This is a genomic window from Sphingomonas sp. IBVSS2, assembly GCF_002127225.1.
Classification (GTDB): Bacteria; Pseudomonadota; Alphaproteobacteria; order Sphingomonadales; family Sphingomonadaceae; genus Sphingomonas.
Genome location: NZ_NFUR01000007.1, coordinates 104,743 through 125,384, shown reverse-complemented (window position 1 = coordinate 125,384; position 20,642 = coordinate 104,743). Strand labels below are relative to the sequence as shown.

Sequence of the window (20,642 nt, the reverse complement as noted above, 5' to 3'; positions counted from 1 at the left end):
CCCCTCGAAAGGCCGTTCCCCCCCGCGTTCGATGCCCAGATGAAGGTGCTGATGCGCGGTGCCGAGCCGCTGCGGCTGTTCACCACCCTGGCGAAATCCGATCGCGCCTGGACGAAATTCTCGGCCGGCTCGCTGCTCGACCGCGATAGCCCGCTCTCGCTTCGGCAGCGCGAGATCGTCATCCACCGCACGACGGCACGGTGCGGCTGCGAATATGAGTGGGGCGTCCATGCGGCGATTTTCGCGGCGGCCGTAGAGCTGGACACGACCCAGCTCCACGCCACCGTGCACGGTCCTGCCGACGCCGCGATATGGAGCCCGGAGGAGCGCGTGCTCCTCGCCACGGTCGACGCCTTGCTCGACGATCGCCGGCTGGACGGCGACGCCTGGGCCGGCCTCAAGGCGCATTTCAGCGACGAGCAGGCGTTCGAAATCGTCCAGCTCGTTGCCTTCTACCACGGCGTGGCGCTCATCTGCGGCGCGTTCGATCTTCCCCTCGAAACCCAAGCGGCACGCTTTCCCGCCGCCTGAAGGAGAATAAGTCCATGTCTCGCTCCGCAGTCATCGTCTCCACTGCCCGTACCGGCATCGGCCGCGCCTATCGCGGTGCGTTCAACGCCACGCCGGCGCCGACGCTCGGCGCGCATTCGATCAAGGCCGCCGTCGAGCGCGCCGGCATCGATCCGGCGGAAGTGCAGGACGTCGTGTTCGGCGCCGCGCTCCAGCAGGGCAGCCAGGCCGGCAACATCGCCCGCACCGCGCTGCTGCGCGCCGGCCTGCCCGTCACCGTCGCCGGCATGTCGGTCGATCGCCAGTGCGCCTCGGGCCTGATGGCCATCGCGACCGCCGCCAAGGAGATCATCGTCGACAATATGGACATCGCCATCGGCGGCGGCGTCGAATCGATCAGCCTGGTCCAGACCCCGCAGATGCGCGTCGAGCCCGATCGCGAGCTGCTCGCGATGCATGGCGACATCTACATGCCGATGCTGCAGACCGCCGAAGTGGTCGCCGCCCGCTACGGCATCGGCCGCGACCGCTGCGATGCATATGCCCTCCAGTCGCAGCAGCGCACCGCCGCCGCGCAGGCCGCGGGCAAGTTCGACGACGAGATCGTGCCGGTCACCGCGACGATGAACGTCGTCAACAAGGAGACCAAGGAAGTCTCCCAGAAGGAGATCACGCTCGCCAAGGACGAGGGCAACCGCCCCGAGACGACCGCCGAGGGCCTGGCCTCGCTCCAGCCGGTGCTGCCGAACGGCACCGTCACCGCCGGCAACGCTTCGCAGCTGTCGGACGGCTCCTCGGCCAGCGTGCTGATGGAGGAGAAGGTGGCGGAGAAGCGTGGCCTCACGCCGCTCGGCCGCTATGTCGGCATGGCCGTCGCCGGCACCAAGCCGGACGAGATGGGCATCGGCCCGGTCTTCGCGATCCCGAAGCTGCTCGAGCGCTACAACCTCAAGATGGACGATATCGGCCTGTGGGAGCTGAACGAGGCGTTCGCGGTGCAGGTGCTGTATTGCCAGGACCAGCTCGGCATCCCGAACGAGCTGCTCAACGTCAATGGCGGCGCGATCTCGATCGGCCACCCCTATGGCATGTCGGGCGCCCGCATGACCGGCCATGCGCTGATCGAAGGCAAGCGCCGCGGCGCGAAATATGTCGTCGTCACCATGTGCATCGGCGGCGGCATGGGCGCGGCCGGCCTGTTCGAGGTGCTGTGATCGCCCTTCGTTGAAGGATGACATCTGCAATGCAATAGAGGTGTTGCAAGCGTCATTGGGTTCGTCCCGTTGATATGGGCCCCGATCGTGGCAGCGATCGGGGCCCAAATCGTTCGGGGCCCGGCTGCCAGGCCGCCCTTCGTTGAAGATCAACGTCCGCCATGCTATTCGGATGGCAGGCGATGACATAGGCGCCTTTCTGTGAGCCCCGGTTGTGTCAGCAACCGGGGCTCAAACGTTTGGGGCCCGAGTGTCAGCTCGAGCCCCGCCCGTGCACCTATTTCTTTCGAGTCGCCTCGATCGCCTTCACGACCAGGGTCGCAAAGGCGAACAGCACGCCAAGGAACAGGCACAGATCGGCGAATGACATAGGTTCACCTTCCTGTTGCAGCGGCAGGATTGCCGCCACGCCGAACCTACATCCGGATCGATCATGTGCCGGGAGACTGGCCCGCAACGGATGCGTCTACCGAACCCGGTTGAAATAGTTCGTCCGCATCACCGGCTTGCCGTCCGCGCCGATATAGCCGGCGGTCTCGATCATGGTCTTCCCGTCCGGAGCGACCGTGTAGATCCGCGTCGAGGCGGGGACGCCGCCCTTGCCGAGCACCATCACCAGCACATTGGGCGCCGGCAGCTTGACCGCGGCGATATCGGCTTCCGGGCTGCCCTCCACCACATAGGGCGTGCCGTCGGGCGTATAGGTGCCGGCCGTATGGTTCTCGTAATCCTTGCCGATGATGTCGACCCTGGTCTGCCACCGGCCGCCGGCCACCTCGCTATAGGTGATCGTCACGCTCTTCGGCCGCGCCTCCGGCGGCATCGGCAAGCGCTCGAGATCGACCGCCCAGCTGCCGAGCAGCGGCGACGGCGCCGCCTGCTGGGCCAGGGCAGGCGCGGCATGGCCCAGGCCAGCCGCCAGCAGGATCGCGAAAAGCACCTTCATCCGTCTCTCTCCCAAAGTGGATCCGGCGAGAGGATATGCCGAAGGTCGACGCGCTGTCGCGCCGTAACGCCCTGTGCAGCGATGTAAATCCGCATGTAACAAAGCCGCTTGCATGGGCGCAGTTGTTCGATTTACTCTCTGACAACGCTGCCAATCATAATCTTGTTACGCGCGGAGGGATTGCCGGCGAGAATGAATCCAGACCTCGCAAAGCGAGGCCGGCGAAACAGGGGGTGCGCCAAATGGGCGAGGGCTTGGCATTGGTGGCCGATATCGGCCGCCAATCGGTGCGGTTCGGGCTGACCGGCGGCGAGGCGGGAGCGGCTCCGCGCGACATCCGGCGCTTCTCGACCAGCGAGCATCCCACCTTCACCAGCGCCCTCGTCTCCTATCTGAGCGGCCTCGGCCTGCAGGACGCCAGATTGCCAAGCGTGCTGGCGGTGGCCGGCGCGGCCCGTGGCGACCTGATCAACCTGACGGGCAGCCGCTGGTACATCTCGCTCTCCGGCGTCGAGGCGGTGCTGCGCGCGCCGCCCCGCGCGCTCAATGAATGCGCCGCCAACGCGCTGGCGCTCACCACCCTGCCGCCCAGCGCCTTCACCCCGCTGCACGGGCCGCCGCCCCGCCCCGTCGAGCCCGGCGGCAATTATGTCGTGATCGGCACCGGCACCGGGCTCGGCGTCGCTGCGTTGATCAGCGCGGGTGGCCGGCTCGTCCCCGTGCAGAGCGAGGCCGGCCACATCGCCTTCGCGCCCGAGACGGCGGACGAGCGCACATTCGCCGAATTCTGCCGGAAGCGCGGCCATGCGCTCGACGTGGAGACGCTGCTCAGCGCGCCCGGGCTGTGCCTCGCCTATGAAGCATTGTCCGGCGGCACCAGGCTGGCCTCGCCCGAGGACGTCACCCGCGGCACCGCGCGCGATCCGGTCGCGGCGGCGGTGGTGCGCATGTTCGTCGAGCATCTCGGCGCCTTTGCCGGGGACCTCGCGCTCGCCTTCGGCGCCTGGGACGGCGTCTATCTCACCGGCGCGATCAGCCGCGCACTCCACGCCCATCTCATGGATCGGGGCTTTCGCCGCCGGATGGAGGGCAAGGCCGTGTTCCGCCGCCAGCTCTCCGAAGTCCCGGCAGTGCTGGTCAACCGCAACGATCTCGAGCTGATCGGCGCGGCGGCGGCATATGGCAGCGCCTGACGCAAAGCCCCCGCCAAGGGTGCCGCGCACGACGGATGGCGCTTGACGCTGGGAGCGGCCCGAGCCACCCCGTGTCCATGACCGGACCCTCGCTAGCGCACCGCATCCGCACCGAAGCGCACGCCATCTGGTTCGCGGTGCGCGATCCGCGCACGCCGTTGCTCGCCAAGCTGGTCGGCGTGCTGGTCGCCGCCTATGCGCTTTCGCCGATCGACCTGATCCCGGACTTCATTCCGGTCCTCGGCCTTGTCGACGATGCGATCGTCATTCCGATCGGCGTCTGGCTGTTCGAAAAGCTGATCCCGCCCGCGCTCTTCGCCGAGCACCGCGCCCGCGCCGAGATCGAGACGCAGCGGCCGGTAAGCTGGCCCGGCGTGCTGCTCATCCTGGCGATCTGGATCGGCGCCGCCTGGCTGATCTGGAGCATAGTCGCGACCAGCGAGTATAATTAGGCAAGCGTCACCCCGAACCCCATCGTCATCCCGGCGAAAGCCGGGAGCCCGTGCGGCTCAGCCCTGCGCCTTCGCCCGAGACCCCGGCTTTCGCCGGGGGACGATCTGGGCCCTAGGCGGAATGCGCCGCCATCCACTGCTCCAGGATCGGCGCGATGCGGTTGCGCCACTTGGAGCCGTTGAAAATGCCGTAATGGCCCACGCCCTCGGCGAGGTGATAGTGCTTCAGTTCCTCGGGGAGCGCCGTCGCGATGGTCAGCGCCGCCCTGGTCTGGCCGATGCCCGAGATATCATCCTTCTCGCCCTCGATCGCGAGGATCGCCACGTCGCGGATCGCCGCCGGATCCACCTTGCGCCCGCGATGCGTCATCGTGCCGCGGGGCAGCGCATGCGCCTGGAACACCGTGTCGATCGTCTGGAGATAGAATTCGGCGGTCATGTCGCAGACCGAACGATATTCCTCGTAGAACTTCATCGTCGCATCGGCGCTCTCGTCGTCGCCCTGGACGAGATGCTTGAACATCTCCCAGTGCGAGATCATGTGGTTGCCGAGGTTCATCGTCATGAAGCCCGCGAGTTGCAGGAAGCCCGGATAGACTTTCCGCCCCGCGCCGGCATAGCTCATCGGCACGGTCGCGATGACGTTCTGCTCGAACCAGCTGAACGGCCGCTCGGTGGCGAGCGTGTTCACTGCCGTCGGCGCTTCGCGCGTGTCGATCGGGCCGCCCATCATGGTGAGCGTCGCCGGGCGATTCGGATGCGCGTCGGCGCTCATCACCGCGACGGCGGCATAGGCCGGCACCGAGGGCTGGCACACCGCCAGCACATGCGGCCGCGGATCGCCGTCCTTGCCGATAAAGGCGAGGAACTCGACCAGATAATCGATATAGTCGTCCAGGTCGAAGCGACCGTGCGCGAGCGACACCAGCTTCGCGTCACGCCAATCGGTGATGTAGACGTCCGCCACCGGCAGCATGCGCTCCACCGTGCCGCGCAGCAGCGTGGCATAGTGGCCGGACATGGGCGCGACGATCAGCAGCTTCGGTCCGCCTTCGACCCCTGCGCGCACGAAGCGCTTGAGCTGGCCGAACGGCTTGCGCAGCACCACTTCCTCGTGAACCTCGACCTGCCGGCCGTCGACCACCGTGTGATCGAGCCCGAATTCCGGCTTGCCGCGCGGTGCGGAGGCGTGCGCGAACACCTCGAGCGCCGAGGCGAGCACCGGTCCGCCGCCGAAATAGGCGAAGGGATTTGCGGGGTTGTTCAGCAGACCGGCGGAAAAATTGGCCAGCGCGCTCGCACCTGCGAGAAGCGAGCGCTGAATCTCATAAGCGTCGTACAGCATTGCGTCCCTTCCGCCGTCCCCCTCCCCAAAAACGGCGGCGGCTATGTTAGCGTTATAGGCGAGCCGTGCTGCGGCGCAACGCCGGGCGCAGCCGTAATGCGACGGAACGATGCTCCGCTCCCATACCGCAACCACGAAATCGCAGTCGATATCCGGCTAACCCCCTCTGTACACACGACGAACTGGCCGTTCCGGAATTCCTGTGGATATCTAGGCAACCCGTCCCGGCAAAGGACGGTTCCCCTCTCTCTCCAATCGCGCTAGTCCGCCGCGCATGGCCGAACCCGTCCCGCCTGCGCCCGCGCTCCCCCCGTCCGATGGGCCGCAGCGGCGCAAGATCTCCAATCTCCTGGTCGTGTGGGGCTTCACGCGGCGCTATCCGCTTCAGCTGCTGATCGCGATCGTCGCGCTGATCGGTTCGTCGCTGACGACGCTGCTGATCCCCCGCACCTTTCAGAAGATCGTCGACCATGGCTTCGCCGCCGGGGCCGATACCAGCCGGATCGGCATCTATTTCCAGGGATTGCTGCTCGTCGTCGTGGCACTCGCAGCCTTCACCGCAGTCCGCTTCTATTTCGTCTCCTGGCTGGCCGAGCGCACCGTCGCGGACCTGCGCATGGCGGTGCATCGCAACCTGCTCCGCCTCCCGCCCAAATGGTTCGAGGAGAATCGCCCGTCCGAGATCGCCTCGCGCCTCACCGCGGACACCGCGATCGTCGAGCAGGTGGTCGGCTCCACCGTCTCGATCGCGCTCCGGAACCTGCTCACCGGCGCGGGCGGCGTCCTCTATCTCTTCGCGCTCGCCCCCAAGATCGCCGCCTATCTCGTCGTCGGCATCCCCGTCACCATCCTGCCGATCGTCTGGCTGGGCAGCCGGGTGCGGCAATTCTCGCGCACCAGCCAGGACCGGGTGGCCGATGTCGGCGCGATCGCCTCGGAGACGCTGGGCGCGATGCGCATCGTCCAGGCCTTCGGGCAGGAGCAGCGCGAGGCCGAGCGCTTCCAGGGCGCCGTCACCCGCACCTTCGAGGCGGGCAAGCGCCGCTTCGGCCTGCGCGCGATCATGACGGCGCTGGTGATCGGCTCGCTGTTCACGGCGATCACGCTGATCGTGTGGGCCGCCGTGGCCGATGTCGCCGCCGGCCGGCTCTCGGGCGGCTCGATCATGGCGTTCGTCCTCACCGCCGGCCTCGTCACCGGCTCGTTCGGCGCGCTCACCGAAGTCTATGGCGACCTGCTGCGCGCCTCGGGCGCCGCCAGCCGCCTCGCCGAGCTGCTCCACCAGGAGCCCGACATCGCCGCTCCCGCCAACCCGGTGCCGCTTCCCCAGCCGCCCCTGGGCGCACTCGCGTTCGACCGGGTCACCTTCCGCTATCCCACCCGCCCGGACAGCGCCGCGCTCACCGATTTCTCGCTCGACGTCCGCCCCGGCGAGACGGTGGCGGTGGTCGGCCCCTCGGGCGCCGGCAAGTCGACGCTGTTCCAGCTGCTCCAGCGCTTCTACGATCCCGATGCCGGCGAAGTCCGTGTCGACGGCGTACCGGTCCGGGCAGCCGATCCGGCCGATATCCGCGCGCGCATGGCGATGGTGCCGCAGGAGACGGTGATCTTCGGCGCTTCGGCACGCGACAATCTGCGCTATGGCGCCTGGAGCGCGACCGACGACCAGATCTGGGCCGCCGCCGGTGCCGCCAATGCCGCCGATTTCCTGCGCGACCTGCCCCAGGGCCTCGACACGTTTCTCGGCGAAGGCGGCGCGCGGCTTTCGGGCGGGCAGCGCCAGCGCGTCGCCATCGCCCGCGCGCTGCTCCGCGACGCCCCCATCCTGCTGCTCGACGAAGCCACCTCCGCGCTCGATGCCGAGAGCGAGCGCCTCGTCCAGGACGCGCTCGAGCGGCTGATGGCGAACCGCACCACGCTCGTCATCGCCCATCGCCTCGCCACGGTGCGCGCCGCCGGCCGGATCATCGTGATGGACGAGGGCCGCATCGTCGAGACCGGCACCCATGCCGAGCTGGTCGCGCGGGGCGGCCTCTATGCCCGGCTGGCCGCGTTGCAGTTCCACGAAGCCTGAAAGGCTTCGCGGCGACACGAACCACGCTTCCCACATCCGATCCGGTCTGCTTCACTCGCCGCGGGGAGAGGGTACGGGCAAGGATGGGAAAACCGGTTTACGTCCTCGGCACGGGGCTGTCGCACAATGGCTCGGCAGTGCTGCTGCGGAACGGCCAGGTCGCGGTGGGGATCGAGAAGGAACGCCTCACCCGCCGCAAGCATGACGGCGGCAACGACAGCGATGCGATCCGCTATTGCCTGGATGCCGAGGGGATCGGCCTCGCGGACATCGCCCTCGTCGTCCAGTCCGCCAATTTCGACGTGCCGTCCCGGGCGCGCTTCCAGGGGGCCCGCCTGTTCGCGGACGATGCCCATCCGCCGATCGCCACCATCTCCCACCATCTCGCCCATGCCTGGAGCGCCGCCGGCACCAGCCCGTTCGACAGCTGCGCCATCCTGGTGGTGGACGGCTGCGGCAGCCCGCTTGCGCAGTGCACCGACCTTGCCGGCGCCGTCCTGCCCGGTGACCTTACCGGCCCCGATGCGCCGATGTGGTGCGAGAAGGACAGCTTCTATCGCTTCGACGGCCGCCGCATGACGCCGCTCGTCAAGGATTTCAGCCCGCTCGACCGCACCGCCGATCGCTTCCGCATGAACGCCACCCGCCATTCGATCGGCGGCTTCTATTCGGCGGTGAGCCATTATGTCTTCGGCAACCTGGACGATGTCGGCAAGCTGATGGGCCTGGCCCCTTATGGCCGGCCCGGCGCGGTGGATGCCGCTGCCTTCGCGATGCGCGAAGGCCGCATCTTCGTCGCCGATGGATGGAAGGCAGCGCTCGATCGCCCCTCCACCGGCCATGACGCCTTTCGGGCCGACTTCCAATATTATGCCGACATCGCCTTCTGGGCGCAGCGCCAGGTGGAGACGGCGATCGCCGCGCTGTTCCAGGATCGGCTCGCCCGCTTCCCCGCAAGCCACGCCTGCTATGCCGGCGGCGTCGCGCTCAACGCCGTCGCCAATGCCAGGCTGCTCGACGACGGCGTGGTCCGGCAACTCTATATGGAACCCGCCGCGGGCGACAACGGCATCGCGCTCGGCTGCGCCTATCATGGCTGGATCGAACTGCTCGGCCGCGAGAAGGTGCCGCACGACGGCAGCACCTGTTTCGGCCGCGCCTATGGCCCCGCGGCGATCGGCGCGGCCCTGGCCGATGCGCCCGGCGACTGGGAGATCACCCGCCCGGAGGCGCTTGCCGCGCAAGTCGCCGCGCTGCTCGCCGAGGGCAGGACGATCGGCTGGTTCCAGGGCGGCAGCGAATTCGGCCCCCGCGCGCTCGGCCGCCGCTCGATCCTCGCCCATCCGGGCTGGCCGAGGCGCTGCGCAACGTCACCCATGTCGACGGCACCGCCCGGGTCCAGACGGTGCAGCGGAACTGGAATCCCGAATTCGCGGCGCTGCTCGAGGCGTTTCATGCACGGACCGGCATTCCCGCGCTGCTCAACACCAGCTTCAATCGGCGCGGCATGCCGATGGTCGAGCGCCCGGAGGAAGCCGTCGCGCTGTTCGCCGAAACGGCGCTCGACGCGCTCGTCCTGCACGACGTGCTGGTGCGCAAGCGAACCGGCTGATCCCCGGATCGCTGCCGGCCCCGGCGGACCGGCAGCGATCGGGCGAGACGATGCCTCAGGCGATCGTCAGCCCCACATCGAGGTTGTTGCGGGTCGCGTTGGAATAGGGGCAGATCTGGTGCGCGGCCTGGACGAGCTTCTCGGCATCGGCCTGCTCCACGCCGGGCAGGCTGACTTCCAGATCGGCGGTGATGCCGAAGCCGCCCGCCGCGCGCGGGCCGATGCCGACGGTCGCGGTCACGCTGGTCTCGGCCGGAACCTTGATCTTGAGCTGCATGCCCGCAACCTTCAGCGCGCCGATGAAGCAGGCCGAATAGCCGGCCGCGAACAACTGCTCGGGATTGGTCCCCTCACCGCCCGCGCCGCCCAGTTCCTTCGGCGTCGAGAGCCTGGCGACGAAACGTCCGTCCTCGCTGCGGGCCTCGCCGTCGCGGCCGCCGGTGGCAGTGGCGCGGGTGCTGTACTTTACGTCAACCGACATGCTCGATCTCCTCACTAAGGTTCGCGATATCATTTATCGCGATACCGTTTAGCTAATATGCGAGTCGGGGCTTGTCCAGCGAATTCGTTATCGCGATATGGTTTTGATGATATCGGCCTCGGCCAAGGAGACGAACATGCCCGCCGCGATGCCCCTCGACGACCAGCTCTGCTTCTCGCTCTACGCGACGAGCATGGCGATCACGCGCGCCTACAAGCCGATGCTCGACCGGCTCGGCATCACCTATCCGCAATATCTGGTGCTCCATGCGCTGTGGGAGCAGGACGGGCGTACCGTGGGCGCCATCGCCGACCGGCTCGCGCTCGAATCGAGCACGGTGACTCCGCTGGTGAAGCGGCTGGAGGCGGCGGGCTTCGTCACGCGTGAGCGCAATCCGCAGGACGAGCGCCAGGTCCAGGTGCGCCTCACCGATCGCGGCGGCCATATGCGCGAGGAATGCGGCTGCCTGGCGGAGGAACTGCTGGATCGCTCGGGGATGCGCGGCGAGGACCTGGGCGCGCTCAACCGCGAAGTGAAGACGCTGTGGAACGCGCTGCGCGAGACGCGGGACTAGGCGGACGGAAGAACCGGCCCCACGCACCGATACGCTGCGTCAATCACCATACCGCCTCTTCCAATCTTGGAATTTCCCTGCTTCACTGTATCCGTCACTCGCCGCGTCGCTTCGGGAGCCGGGCACATCGCCGCCCTCTCTCGCGCACAGGAGAGCGCACCAAGAGATTCAATGAATCGTTCGACCGGCCGGTTGAGCGTCGAGGAGCAGGAAACGGGCAGATGGCAGACCGCGAATTCGATATCATCGTCTATGGTGCCACCGGCTTCACCGGCCGCCTCGTCGCCGAATATCTCGCGGGCCATTATCCGGACGTGAAATGGGCGATGGCCGGGCGCTCGCTCACCAAGCTGCAGGAGGTCCGCGACGCGATCGGCGCGCCGGCGGCGACGCCGCTGCTCACCGCCAATGCCGACGACCCCGCCGCGCTGCAGGCGATGGTCGCGCGCGCCACGGTGGTGATCACCACGGTCGGCCCCTATCAGCTCCATGGCGAGGCGCTGCTCGCCGCCTGCGTCGAGACGGGCACCGCCTATGTCGACCTGTGCGGCGAGCCGGCATGGATGGGCCAGATGATCCGCAAATACGAAGACGCGGCCAAGGCCAGCGGCGCGCGCATCGTCTTCTCCTGCGGCTTCGATTCGATCCCCTTCGATCTCGGCGTGTGGACCGTGCAGCAGGCGGCGATCGCCCGCTTCGGCCGGCCGGCGCCCCGCGTGAAGGGCCGGGTGCGGGCGATGAAGGGCACCTTCTCGGGCGGCACCTTCGCCAGCGGCAAGGCCTCGATGGCCGCGGCGGCCCGGGATCCCGCGATCCTCAAGCTGATGCTCGATCCCTTCGCGCTCACGCCGGGCTTCGCGGGGCCAGCGCAGCCGAACGGCATGGTCCCCTATCATGACGAAGCGGTCGACGCATGGGTCGCGCCCTTCATGATGGCGGTGATCAACACCAAGAACGTCCATCGCTCGAACTTCCTGGCGGGCCAGCCCTATGGCGCGGACTTCCGCTATGACGAGATGCTGGTCGTCCCCGGGCTGGGCGAGGTCGGCAAGGCGGCGGCGGAAGCGCTGGCCAAGGTCAATCCGATGGCGGCGGACAAGGGCCCGGCGCCTGGCGAGGGGCCGAGCAAGGAGGAGCGCGAGACCGGCTTCTACGACCTCGCTTTCGTGGCGGAGATGCCCGACGGGCAGCGCCTCTCGGCCACCGTAAAGGGGGACCGGGATCCCGGCTATGGCTCGACGAGCAAGATGATCGCCGAAAGCGCGCTCTGCCTGATCGAGGATGTGCCGGCGGCGGGCAAGGGCGGCATCTGGACGGCCGGGGGCCTGATGGCCGCGCCGCTGGCCAAGCGGCTCGAGGCGCATGCCGGCCTCAGCTTTGCGGTCGACTGATCAGTAGAACAGCATCGTCACCCCGGCGATGGCGAGGCAGAGGACGATCACCACCGGCACCATGATCGCCCGGGTGCGGTCCAGCTGCCTCCGGAAGGCCGCAAGGTCGAACCAGTAGCGCCCCGCCTCCGCCTCGTGAACGATGCCGGCACCGCGCATGCGCTCGAACTGGGTCCGTTCGATCCGGTCCTGGGGCACGAAGGAGACCGCCTCCTCGGCGGTCACCGCGTGCTGGGCAAAGAAATGCGCGCGGATCCGCCGCCGCGCCCGCATGGCCAGGGCGCCGATGGAGACCGGAGCATGGGAGCGGAACATCATCCGGGCGCCCTCCGCCTGCCCCGCGCCACTGCAGCGGCGCGTACCGGGACGAAGAGGACGGGCGTCGACATCTGGTCGGTTCCCCCGGAATATTAGAAGGCGATCATAAACCCTTGCGCTCGCCGGTTCAATCGCCCCCGGTCAGCGGCTCTTGTGCCGGATGTTGGGCGGCCGGCCGCGGCGCTTGATCGGGCGGGGGCGCCCCTTGCCGCGATCCCTGGCAAAGGCGGACGGACCTGCCGAGCCCTTGCCGTCGGGCAGTTCGAAGCGGAGCGCGCCGGAGACCGGATTGGCCTCCACCAGCCGGAGCCGGAGGCGCTGGCCAAGGGTGAATTCCTCGCCGCTCTCGTCGCCCACCAGCCGTTGCCCGGCTTCGTCGTAGCGGAAATATTCGGTGCCCAGGTCCCGCGCCGCCACCAGCCCGTCGCCACCCACGCCGTCCACCGTGGCGAAGAAGCCGAAGCTCTGCACCCCGGTGATCCGCGCCTCCAATATCTCGCCGACATGGTTGGCGAGATAGGCGGCGACATAGCGGTCGATCGTCTCTCGCTCGGCCTCCATCGCACGGCGCTCGAGGCTGGAGATGCTCTCGCCGATCCGCTCCATCCCCGCGGCTTCCTCGCCGGTGAGGCCGCCGGGGCCGAGCGCATAGGCCTCGACCAGCGCGCGGTGGACGACCAGATCGGCATAGCGACGGATCGGCGAAGTGAAATGGGCATAGCTGCCCAGCGACAGGCCGAAATGGCCGTGATTGGCGGGCCCGTAATAGGCCTGGGTCTGGGTGCGCAGCACCTGCTGCATCACCTGCTCGCGGAAATCGCTCTCCCCCACCCGCTCGAGGATGCGGTTGAAGGTGGCCGGCTTGATCACCTGGCCCAGTGCGAACTCGATGCCGAAGGTCTTGAGATATTCGCGCAGCGCGACGAGCTTCTCGCGGGCTGGCGGCTCGTGGATGCGGTACATCACCGGCGCCTTCTTCGCCTCCAGCGCCTTGGCCGCGGCGACGTTCGCCGCGATCATATAGTCCTCGATCAGCTTGTGCGCGTCGAGCCGCTCGCGCGGCGCCACGGAGAGGATGCGGCCCATCTCGTCAAGCACGATCCGCCGCTCGGGCAGATCGAGGTCGAGCGGCTCGCGCTTGTCGCGCGCCTTGTTGAGGGCATGCCAGCAGGCCCAGAGCGGCCTGAGCGCCGTCTCGGTCAGCGGGTGCTCGAGCGTGCCGTCGATCGCCGCCTGCGCGTCTTCATAGGCGATGTTCGCCGCGATGCTGACCACCGCGCGGGTGAAGCGCCAGCTCTTCAGCTCGCCATGCTTGCCGATCTGGAGGTGGCAGGCCAGCGCCGCCCGGTCCTCGCCCTGCTTGAGCGAGCAGACTTCGGCCGAGAGGATCTCCGGCAGCATCGGGACGACGCGGTCGGGGAAATAGACCGAATTGCCGCGCTTGCGCGCCTCGCGATCCAGCTCCGAGCCGGGGCGGACATAGAAGCTGACGTCCGCGATCGCGACCACGGCCTTCCAGCCGCCTTCGTTCTTCGGATCCTCGTCGGGCGCGGCCCACACCGCGTCGTCATGATCCCGCGCATCGGCCGGATCGATCGCCACGATCGGCAAGTGGCGAAGATCCTCGCGCTTGCCCAGATCGAGGCGGGACACCCGCTCGGCCTCGTCCAGCAGGTCTTCGGAAAAGACATTGGGAATCGAGTGCCGGTGGATCGCGATCAGCGAGAAGCTGCGCGGCGCGAAGGGATCGCCCAGTATTTCGACCACCTTGGCGGTGATCCGCGGCGGCCGGCCGGCCTTTTCGGCGAGGACCAGGTCGCCCGATTGGGCGCCGCCGGCATCGGAGACCGGCCAGTTGCGCCGCTCCTTCTTCTCCACCCCCTGCAGCCAGAGCCGCCCGGCCTCTTCCTTGAGCACGCCGAGCATCAACTCCTCGCCGCGGGCGAGCTTCTTCATCGGATGCGCGATCCAGCCCTTGCCGGCCTCTTCGGTGCGGGCGAGGATGCGGTCGCCGATCGCCAGCGCCGATCGCTTGCCGCGCGCCTCGCGAACCCGCAGGCGCGGCACCGGCACGCCCTCGGCTTCCCAGCGCTCGGGCACCGCCCAGGTCGTGTCGCCGTCCGCATCGGTGACGCGCAGCACGGTGACCTTGGGCACGCCGCCCATCTTGTGGAAGGCGCGGCCCGGGGCGACGTCGATCAGCCCCTCGTCGCTCATGTCCTTGAGCAAGGCCTTGAGCAGGATCTTGTCCTGCCCGTGCAGCCCGAAGGCCTTGGCGATCTCGCGCTTGCCTGCCGGCGTATCGGAATTGGTGATGAAATCGAGAATCTGCTGCCGCGTGGGCAGCCCTGCTTTGATTTTGGTTTTTGCCATTGACCCCCAAGATAGGGACTCGCGGGCCCGCTGCCAACGCCGTAACCTGCCTTCGTGGCATATGACCTGCTCATCGCCGGCGGCGGCATCAACGGGTGCGCGATCGCCCGGGAGGCTTCGCTGCTCGGCCTCGAGGTGCTGCTCGTCGAGAAGGACGATCTGGCCAGCCACACCAGCTCGGCCTCGACCAAGCTGATCCATGGCGGGCTGCGCTATCTCGAGAGCTATGAGTTCCGCCTGGTCCGCGAGGCACTGCACGAGCGCGAGCGGCTGCTGGAGGCGGCCCCGCACCTGATCCGCCCGCTCACCTTCGTGCTGCCCCATGCCCATGCGGTGCGGCCGTGGTGGATGGTCCGGCTCGGCCTCTATCTCTACGACGCGCTGGCGGTGGGCGGCAATTCCACCCTGCCCCGCTCGCGCAGCCTGCATGCCAGGGACAAGGCGTTCACCGATCCGCTGGCCGGCACGCATCGCGGCTTCGTCTATTCGGACTGCCGGGTGGACGATGCCCGCCTCACCCTGGCCAATGCGCTCGACGCCGCGCATCACGGCGCCGAGATCGCGACGCGGACGGAGTTGCTGGCCGCGCGACGCGAAGGCGGAGCCTGGCACGCCGAACTGTCCGACGGCCGCACCGTCACGGCGCGCGGGCTGGTCAACGCCGCCGGCCCCTGGGTCCGGCGCCTGCTCGACAAGCTGGCTATTGCTAATCATTCGCGGATACGGCTGGTCAAGGGCAGCCATATCGTGGTGCCCAGGCTGTACGACGGCGACCATGCCTATATCCTCCAGCAGCCCGACCGGCGGATCGTCTTCGCCATTCCCTATGAAGGCGGCTTCACCGAGATCGGCACCACCGACATCCCGGTCGACCGGCCGGAGGACGCAGTGTGCTCGCAGGAGGAACAGGCCTATCTCTGCGAGGCGGTGAACCGCTATTTCACCCGCCGGATCGTGCCCGCCGACATTGTCTGGAGCTGGTCCGGCGTGCGGCCGCTGCACGACGACGGCGCGGCCAGGGCCCAGTCGGTGACGCGCGACTATGTGCTCGAGCTCGACGAGGATGGCCCGCCGCTGCTCTCGATCTTCGGCGGCAAGATCACCACGGCGCGGGCGCTGGCCGAGGAAGCGCTGGGGAAGATCGGGCCGGTGCTCGGCGCGAAGGTCGAGCCGGTGACGCGGGCCCGCGTCTTCCCCGGCGGCGCGATCGCCGATTTCGACCGGTTCGTCGCCACCGCCAAGGTGCGCTGGCCGTTCCTGGGCGCCGCGCGGGCCGAGCGGATGGCGCATGCCTATGGCTGCGGCCTGGCCGACATGCTGCGCGACCGGACCGACCTGGGCGAGGATCTGGGCGCGGGGCTCACCGCCACCGAGATACGCTGGATGCGCGACCATGAATGGGCCCGCACCGCCGAGGACGTGCTGTGGCGGCGCAGCAAGCTGGGGCTGCATGCGGGGCCGGAGCTGGCGGAACGGGTGACCAAGGTGCTGGAGGAGAAATGATCGCTGCCCTACTGGCCATGGCCCTTGCCGGCGGCCCTCCGACGCTCTGCCGCACCGTTCATGGCCGGCTGTTCGCCTCGAACGGCAATCCGGCGGCGCGCATCTGGGTGGTGGGCACGAAGCGCATTCTCGGCATCGACGCCGACGAGGATCTGTCGCTCGACCAATTGCCGGCCAATGTCCGCAGGCTCTGGTTGCCGACCGGCAATCTGTTCAACGCCAGCGTCTATGGCGACTTCCGGGTCTGCGCCCGGAAGCCGCAACGGCCCGGCGTGATGCAAAGAGTGATCGTCACCCGCGCCAGCCGCCTCCACCTCGGGCGCTACGACGTAGGACGGCCTTAAGTGCTTGTTAAACCGTCCGCGGCAGGGTTGCGCCGGGGCGGAGAGAGATGGCGACCAAATTCTCGCAATATCGGACCGTGACACCCGCGCTCGTCGAACAGCGTGCGGCGACGCGTCACCGTATCCTCGTCACCCGCGCCACCGTGACGAAGCGCGGCAACAAGCCGGTCGAGGCGATGCTCCACGATCTCTCGGTCTATGGCTGCCGCCTCGCCTGCGCGGCCCCGCATGGCGCGGGCGACAAGGTATGGCTCAGCCTGCGCGACGATCTGCCCGTGCCTGCGACCATCGTCTGGAACGACGGGGCCCATATCGGCTGCCGGTTCGACGATCCGATCGAGCGGAGCCTGGTGCGGCAGCTGACCCTGGTGATCCGCTGATCCTGCGTGGCTAGAACCCGATCACATTGGCCCGGGTGAAGCGCTTCGCCGCTTCCGCCGTCAGCAAGCGGCGATCAGTTCCGGCCGGCCCCGCGCCCGGCCCGGCATTCCCGAATTCGCATAGCCGCGCCTCGGGCGGGGTCAGGCGGCGCTGCTCGCCATCGGGGCCCTTGTACCCCATCCAGGTCCAGCCTTCGCGGCGGATATGGGCGTCCATCCAGCATTGGAGGAACGCCGCCTGGCCAGTGAGCGCCATGTCGCCGCCGGCGCGCCAGGGGCGGCCGAGCCAGGTCGAGCCATCCGGCACGCCGGCCTCGCGGCGCAGGCGGCAGCGCGAGAAGACCAGGCCGAATTCCTGCGCGGCGGGCGTGCTGGGTGCCGCGACATAGCCGAAGCCATCGGCGTTCGGGACGTAGCGCGTGACGATCTCGCAGCGCTCGAACCAGGCCGCCGCGCCGCCGAAGATGAAGTCCACCCCGCCGACGATACGGGTATCGGTGATCAGGCTGCGGGCCTGGAGGTAGAAGCTGTCCTGATAGCCGAGCAGCACGCAGCGATCGACGATCATGTGGTCCGCCTCCCGGCGCACCGCCAGCGCCACTGCCTGCGCACCATTGCCGGCGCCGTCCCGGCGCGCGCCGATATAGTCGAAGCTGTTGCGGATGGTGAGGCCGCGCAGCGTCACGTTCGGCGCGGCGATGGTGAGTGTCCCCGATCCGCCGGTGCCCCAGCTGCCGCCACCAGGCTTCGCCGTGCCTGCCGCGGTGCCATATTGGAGGACCGTGCCGGGGCTGCCCTGAAGGGTGATGCCGGGCGCGCGCACCGTCAGCTTCTCGGTGAAAATGCCGGGCCGGAGCAGGATGCGGAAAGGGCGCCCCGCCCTCTCCGCCTGCGCCAGCGCGGCACCGAGCGTGCCGGTGACGGGATCGACCACCGCATCCCATTGTTCGTCGGCCCGGGCCGAAAACGGCAGCGTCAACGCACTGGCGAGCAGGGTGCGCCGCGCGATCATCCGCCGTGGATTCTCCGCGCATCCTTGTGCCCAGCCGGAACCGGGCATCCCGTGGCACCGGCCAGCGGCCGGATGCTGTCGAAAAGCCGGGCAAGGGCCATCGGATATTGGCTGCGCCGTCGATCGCTCTGATAGAAGCTCAAATAGGCTGCGAAGGGTTGCCCCCGAAATACGAAGAACCGCGCGATGGTCTGCTCGCCCGGCTCGTTGGCGTTGTCGGTCCACCGCGCCTCGACGGCCCTGGTGATGCCCGTAGCCGATGCATGGGCAACGCTACGCGTCGAGGAAAATGCGTTGGCCCGGCGCCGCAGTTCCATCAACGCCTCGATCGATTTGGCCTCGCCGGATCGCCGGCCGATCGCGAGAATCGCAAATCCCCTTGGCAGGGTCTGCAGCGAACGCGCGCGTTCTCCAGGCGGCGCGGAAATGAGCAAGGGAATGGGATTGCCCGCCACAAGCTTCCATCCCGCCGGCACCTGGAAGCTGTAGCAGCTGTCCTTGTCGACGAGCTTGCCGGTTGCCGAGACATCATAGCCCTGCGCCGAGGCGGTGGCCCCGAACAGGCTCAGCACGATAGCGAGAAGTTCCATGACTGCGCTCCCGGAAACGCCCCGTTCAGCGCTCCGGAATATACCCGCGGCTGCCCCGCGTCACCAGCGGACGGCGGTCATCCCCAGCGATAATTGAAGCTGATGCTGATCCGCTGCGCCTTGCCCGATCCGGGCGGGACCTCGTGGCGCAGCCAGCTTTCCCAGAGCAGCACCGTGCCGGGCTCGGGCACGATCTCGACAAAGCCCCGCAATGCCTCGGGCGCGTCTTCGAGGCGCGGGGGCGCGGCCATCATCATGGCGTGGCGCGGATCCTCCAGCTTCAGGCCCCGCGCGCCCGGGGGCAGCGCCACGTAGAGCGTGCCCGAGACGGCGCTGTGCGGATGGATGTGCGCGCCATGCCCGCCCTTGCCGTCGAGCACGTTCACCCAGAGGCTGTCGAGCTTGAGCTTCCGGCCCCCGAGGTCGAAGGCGCAGGCCTTGGCGAACTTCGCGACATGCTTGTCGAGCAGGCGCTTGAGATCGGCGAAATTGGGGTCGCGGATCGGCAGGTCGTCAAGCGAGGCGTAGCTGGTGTAGCCGCGATACTCATGCTCGCGGCACCAGCGGCGGCCGGCCATGTCGTCCTCGGCGAGCTGGAGGCAGGATTCCTCCAGCGCGGCCAGGAGATCGGGGTCGCCGAGCGGCTGCTCGTACAGCAAGGTGGAGAAAAGCGTGCGCATGCCCCCTACTGCGTCACCCCGCCACAAGGCCCGGCAGCGGAATTCGGCCAGACGTGACGGAGCTCAGTACGCACGCGCCACCAGGATGCGCTCGACCGCCGGCGCGCCGGTGAAGATGCAGGTGCCCGTGGCGGGCGCCGCATCGTTCGGCACGTTGCGGAAGGTGAGCTTCAGCGCCTTCAGCCGTTCGACCACCTTGTCGAGCTCGGCGCCGCTCGGTCGGGCCCATTCGACCTCGACCCAGCCGGGGAACTTGCCCGCGCCCTCGAAATAGCGCTCCAGCCCGGCAAAGTCGGCGACGTCGCGGACGATGTTCGCATCGGTGCGCGCCTTGGCTTCTTCGTACAGCGCCTTCTGCACCGCCTCGAGCCGGCCGACGGCCTCGGCGAGGAACGCGTCGCGCGCGACAATGGCCGAATTGAGCTTGCCGTCCTCCTTGTACAGGTCGGTGCGGACGGTGACCGAGACGTTGCCGCCGGCCATGTCGCGCCCGCCCACCTCGACGACCAGCGGCGCGCCCTTCTTGATCCAGCCCCAGCGCTTGGTGACCGCCTTGGCGGCGCGCAGGTCGAGCAGCGCGCGGACGGGCTCGCCGAACGCATATTGCCTGGCCAGTTCCTGCTGGATGGCCTTGCAATAGTCGACCAGCGCGGCGTCTTCGTCATTGTCGCGCAGCATCGGCACGATCACCACCTGCCAGGGCGCGACGCGGGGCGGCACGCGCAGGCCGTCATCGTCGCCATGCGTCATGATCAGGCCACCGATCATGCGGGTCGACATGCCCCAGCTCGTCGTCTGGGCCAGCTCGAGCTGGCCCTCCGAATTCTGGAACTTGATGTCCTGCGCGCTCGAGAAGGTGGTGCCGAGGAAGTGCGAGGTGCCCGCCTGGAGCGCCTTGCCGTCCTGCATCATCGCCTCGATCGAATAGGTCGAGACCGCGCCGGGGAAGCGCTCATTCTCGGGCTTCTCGCCGGCGATCACCGGCATCGCCACGCATTCCTCGGCGAAGCTGCGATAGACTTCGAGCATCTTCATCGTCTCTTCGCGCGCTTCCGCCACGCTGGCATGGGCGGTGTGCCCTTCCTGCCAGAGGAACTCGGCGGTGCGCAGGAACATGCGGGTGCGCATCTCCCAGCGGACGACGTTCGCCCATTGGTTGATCAGCACGGGCAGGTCGCGCCACGACTGGACCCAGCGGCTGAACGCGGCGCCGATCACCGTCTCCGACGTGGGGCGCACGACCAGCGGCTCCTCCAGCTTCGCCTCGGGATCGGGGATCATCTTGCCGTCCTTGTGGATCAGCCGGTGATGGGTGACGACCGCCATCTCCTTGGCGAAGCCGTCGACATGCTCGGCCTCCTTCTCGAAATAGGAGAGCGGGATGAACAGCGGGAAATAGCAATTCTCGTGGCCGGTGGCCTTGATGCGATCGTCGAGCAGGCGCTGGATCCGCTCCCAGATGCCATAGCCCCACGGCCGGATGACCATGCAGCCCCGCACGCCGCTCTCCTCGGCCATGTCGGCCTCGGTGATGACGGTCTGGTACCATTCGGCGAAATTGGCTTCGCGGGTGACGTTGAGCGCATGCTTGATCATGCCGGGCGGATAGCGACAAAGCTTGCATCGGCAAAGAGGAGTCGCGCGTGATTG

20 protein-coding genes and 1 pseudogene are annotated in these 20,642 nt (G+C 68.2%); 12 read left to right on the top strand and 9 right to left on the bottom strand.

Features of this window, described 5'->3' with window-relative positions; translation table 11 throughout:
• Positions 1 to 39 precede the first annotated feature (39 nt).
• Positions 40 to 531, top strand: coding sequence for a carboxymuconolactone decarboxylase family protein (locus CAP40_RS18910; RefSeq protein ID WP_218822179.1), 492 nt, complete (start codon positions 40 to 42; stop codon positions 529 to 531).
• 14 nt (positions 532 to 545) lie between these two features.
• Complete coding sequence (locus CAP40_RS18905; protein WP_086131113.1) at positions 546 to 1,724, top strand: acetyl-CoA C-acyltransferase; 1,179 nt, start codon at positions 546 to 548, stop codon at positions 1,722 to 1,724.
• 466 nt (positions 1,725 to 2,190) lie between these two features.
• Here CAP40_RS18905 and CAP40_RS18900 read toward each other — a convergent pair whose 3' ends face one another.
• A complete protein-coding gene (locus CAP40_RS18900; RefSeq protein ID WP_086131112.1) occupies positions 2,191 to 2,670 on the bottom strand; it encodes a hypothetical protein in 480 nt (159 codons plus the stop codon).
• A 242-nt stretch (positions 2,671 to 2,912) separates the two neighbouring features.
• Between CAP40_RS18900 and CAP40_RS18895 the strand changes: the two genes are divergently transcribed.
• Both CAP40_RS18895 and CAP40_RS18890 read left to right on the top strand, forming a co-directional pair.
• On the top strand, positions 2,913 to 3,863 hold the full coding sequence (locus tag CAP40_RS18895; RefSeq protein WP_086131111.1) for a glucokinase: 951 nt from the start codon (positions 2,913 to 2,915) through the stop codon (positions 3,861 to 3,863).
• A gap of 77 nt (positions 3,864 to 3,940) precedes the next feature.
• Positions 3,941 to 4,315 (top strand): YkvA family protein, encoded by a 375-nt coding sequence (locus tag CAP40_RS18890; RefSeq protein WP_086131110.1) that lies wholly within the window; start codon positions 3,941 to 3,943, stop codon positions 4,313 to 4,315.
• Between the two features lie 112 nt (positions 4,316 to 4,427).
• On the opposite strand, the gene CAP40_RS18885 is transcribed toward CAP40_RS18890, so the two are convergent.
• Positions 4,428 to 5,660, bottom strand: a complete 1,233-nt coding sequence (locus tag CAP40_RS18885) for a polyhydroxyalkanoate depolymerase (protein WP_086131109.1) — start codon at positions 5,658 to 5,660, stop codon at positions 4,428 to 4,430.
• A gap of 274 nt (positions 5,661 to 5,934) precedes the next feature.
• Between CAP40_RS18885 and CAP40_RS18880 the strand changes: the two genes are divergently transcribed.
• The 3 genes and pseudogenes from CAP40_RS18880 (at position 5,935) to CAP40_RS20930 (ending at position 9,346) form a co-directional block, all read left to right on the top strand.
• Positions 5,935 to 7,734, top strand: a complete 1,800-nt coding sequence (locus CAP40_RS18880; protein ID WP_086131108.1) for an ABC transporter transmembrane domain-containing protein — start codon at positions 5,935 to 5,937, stop codon at positions 7,732 to 7,734.
• 83 nt (positions 7,735 to 7,817) lie between these two features.
• Positions 7,818 to 9,071, top strand: a pseudogene (locus CAP40_RS20845) (carbamoyltransferase N-terminal domain-containing protein); the annotation flags it as partial.
• Between the two features lie 68 nt (positions 9,072 to 9,139).
• Positions 9,140 to 9,346, top strand: a complete 207-nt coding sequence (locus tag CAP40_RS20930; protein WP_373384963.1) for a carbamoyltransferase C-terminal domain-containing protein — start codon at positions 9,140 to 9,142, stop codon at positions 9,344 to 9,346.
• Between the two features lie 55 nt (positions 9,347 to 9,401).
• On the opposite strand, the gene CAP40_RS20840 is transcribed toward CAP40_RS20930, so the two are convergent.
• Entirely contained in the window at positions 9,402 to 9,827 is a 426-nt protein-coding gene (locus CAP40_RS20840; protein WP_086131106.1) for an organic hydroperoxide resistance protein, read from the bottom strand.
• 136 nt (positions 9,828 to 9,963) lie between these two features.
• Between CAP40_RS20840 and CAP40_RS18860 the strand changes: the two genes are divergently transcribed.
• Together CAP40_RS18860 and CAP40_RS18855 are read left to right on the top strand one after the other, a co-directional pair.
• Positions 9,964 to 10,401, top strand: coding sequence for a MarR family winged helix-turn-helix transcriptional regulator (locus CAP40_RS18860; RefSeq protein ID WP_086131188.1), 438 nt, complete (start codon positions 9,964 to 9,966; stop codon positions 10,399 to 10,401).
• A gap of 221 nt (positions 10,402 to 10,622) precedes the next feature.
• Positions 10,623 to 11,792 (top strand): trans-acting enoyl reductase family protein, encoded by a 1,170-nt coding sequence (locus CAP40_RS18855; RefSeq protein ID WP_086131105.1) that lies wholly within the window; start codon positions 10,623 to 10,625, stop codon positions 11,790 to 11,792.
• On the opposite strand, the gene CAP40_RS18850 is transcribed toward CAP40_RS18855, so the two are convergent.
• Together CAP40_RS18850 and rnr are read right to left on the bottom strand one after the other, a co-directional pair.
• Complete coding sequence (locus CAP40_RS18850) at positions 11,793 to 12,107, bottom strand: hypothetical protein (RefSeq protein WP_144034438.1); 315 nt, start codon at positions 12,105 to 12,107, stop codon at positions 11,793 to 11,795.
• Positions 12,108 to 12,251: 144 nt separating this feature from the next.
• On the bottom strand, positions 12,252 to 14,483 hold the full coding sequence (rnr, locus tag CAP40_RS18845) for a ribonuclease R (protein WP_086131103.1): 2,232 nt from the start codon (positions 14,481 to 14,483) through the stop codon (positions 12,252 to 12,254).
• Positions 14,484 to 14,537: 54 nt separating this feature from the next.
• On the opposite strand from rnr, the gene glpD reads away from it, so the two are divergent.
• From glpD to CAP40_RS18830, 3 genes are read left to right on the top strand one after another with little or no spacing between them, the layout of a single operon-like run.
• Positions 14,538 to 15,986 carry a glycerol-3-phosphate dehydrogenase gene (gene glpD / locus CAP40_RS18840; protein WP_086131102.1) on the top strand — a complete coding sequence of 483 codons (1,449 nt, stop codon included), beginning with the start codon at positions 14,538 to 14,540 and terminating at the stop codon, positions 15,984 to 15,986.
• Positions 15,983 to 16,330, top strand: a complete 348-nt coding sequence (locus tag CAP40_RS18835; protein ID WP_144034436.1) for a hypothetical protein — start codon at positions 15,983 to 15,985, stop codon at positions 16,328 to 16,330. The genes glpD and CAP40_RS18835 overlap by 4 nt, the downstream gene beginning before the upstream one ends.
• A gap of 47 nt (positions 16,331 to 16,377) precedes the next feature.
• Entirely contained in the window at positions 16,378 to 16,710 is a 333-nt protein-coding gene (locus CAP40_RS18830) for a PilZ domain-containing protein (RefSeq protein ID WP_086131100.1), read from the top strand.
• Between the two features lie 10 nt (positions 16,711 to 16,720).
• Here CAP40_RS18830 and CAP40_RS18825 read toward each other — a convergent pair whose 3' ends face one another.
• The 4 genes from CAP40_RS18825 to CAP40_RS18810 all read right to left on the bottom strand — a co-directional run bounded on the left by CAP40_RS18825 (position 16,721) and on the right by CAP40_RS18810 (position 20,588).
• On the bottom strand, positions 16,721 to 17,722 hold the full coding sequence (locus CAP40_RS18825) for a pectinesterase family protein (RefSeq protein ID WP_179188369.1): 1,002 nt from the start codon (positions 17,720 to 17,722) through the stop codon (positions 16,721 to 16,723).
• A complete protein-coding gene (locus CAP40_RS18820) occupies positions 17,719 to 18,294 on the bottom strand; it encodes a hypothetical protein (RefSeq protein ID WP_144034435.1) in 576 nt (191 codons plus the stop codon). Before CAP40_RS18820 ends, CAP40_RS18825 begins: the two co-directional genes overlap by 4 nt.
• Before the next feature lie 95 nt (positions 18,295 to 18,389).
• A complete protein-coding gene (locus CAP40_RS18815) occupies positions 18,390 to 18,992 on the bottom strand; it encodes a TIGR02466 family protein (RefSeq protein ID WP_086131097.1) in 603 nt (200 codons plus the stop codon).
• Positions 18,993 to 19,055: 63 nt separating this feature from the next.
• Entirely contained in the window at positions 19,056 to 20,588 is a 1,533-nt protein-coding gene (locus CAP40_RS18810; RefSeq protein ID WP_086131096.1) for an aminoacyl--tRNA ligase-related protein, read from the bottom strand.
• Positions 20,589 to 20,642 lie beyond the last annotated feature (54 nt).

Bases quoted from the DNA above. Each gene is read 5' to 3' on its own strand.
- CAP40_RS18910 (WP_218822179.1), top strand. From the start codon at position 40: ATGAAGGTGCTGATGCGCGGTGCCGAGCCGCTGCGGCTGTTCACCACC.
- CAP40_RS18905 (WP_086131113.1), top strand. From the start codon at position 546: ATGTCTCGCTCCGCAGTCATCGTCTCCACTGCCCGTACCGGCATCGGC.
- CAP40_RS18900 (WP_086131112.1), bottom strand. From the start codon at position 2,670: ATGAAGGTGCTTTTCGCGATCCTGCTGGCGGCTGGCCTGGGCCATGCC.
- CAP40_RS18895 (WP_086131111.1), top strand. From the start codon at position 2,913: ATGGGCGAGGGCTTGGCATTGGTGGCCGATATCGGCCGCCAATCGGTG.
- CAP40_RS18890 (WP_086131110.1), top strand. From the start codon at position 3,941: ATGACCGGACCCTCGCTAGCGCACCGCATCCGCACCGAAGCGCACGCC.
- CAP40_RS18885 (WP_086131109.1), bottom strand. From the start codon at position 5,660: ATGCTGTACGACGCTTATGAGATTCAGCGCTCGCTTCTCGCAGGTGCG.
- CAP40_RS18880 (WP_086131108.1), top strand. From the start codon at position 5,935: ATGGCCGAACCCGTCCCGCCTGCGCCCGCGCTCCCCCCGTCCGATGGG.
- CAP40_RS20840 (WP_086131106.1), bottom strand. From the start codon at position 9,827: ATGTCGGTTGACGTAAAGTACAGCACCCGCGCCACTGCCACCGGCGGC.
- CAP40_RS18860 (WP_086131188.1), top strand. From the start codon at position 9,964: ATGCCCGCCGCGATGCCCCTCGACGACCAGCTCTGCTTCTCGCTCTAC.
- CAP40_RS18855 (WP_086131105.1), top strand. From the start codon at position 10,623: ATGGCAGACCGCGAATTCGATATCATCGTCTATGGTGCCACCGGCTTC.
- CAP40_RS18850 (WP_144034438.1), bottom strand. From the start codon at position 12,107: ATGTTCCGCTCCCATGCTCCGGTCTCCATCGGCGCCCTGGCCATGCGG.
- rnr (WP_086131103.1), bottom strand. From the start codon at position 14,483: ATGGCAAAAACCAAAATCAAAGCAGGGCTGCCCACGCGGCAGCAGATT.
- CAP40_RS18835 (WP_144034436.1), top strand. From the start codon at position 15,983: ATGATCGCTGCCCTACTGGCCATGGCCCTTGCCGGCGGCCCTCCGACG.
- CAP40_RS18830 (WP_086131100.1), top strand. From the start codon at position 16,378: ATGGCGACCAAATTCTCGCAATATCGGACCGTGACACCCGCGCTCGTC.
- CAP40_RS18825 (WP_179188369.1), bottom strand. From the start codon at position 17,722: ATGATCGCGCGGCGCACCCTGCTCGCCAGTGCGTTGACGCTGCCGTTT.
- CAP40_RS18815 (WP_086131097.1), bottom strand. From the start codon at position 18,992: ATGCGCACGCTTTTCTCCACCTTGCTGTACGAGCAGCCGCTCGGCGAC.
- CAP40_RS18810 (WP_086131096.1), bottom strand. From the start codon at position 20,588: ATGATCAAGCATGCGCTCAACGTCACCCGCGAAGCCAATTTCGCCGAA.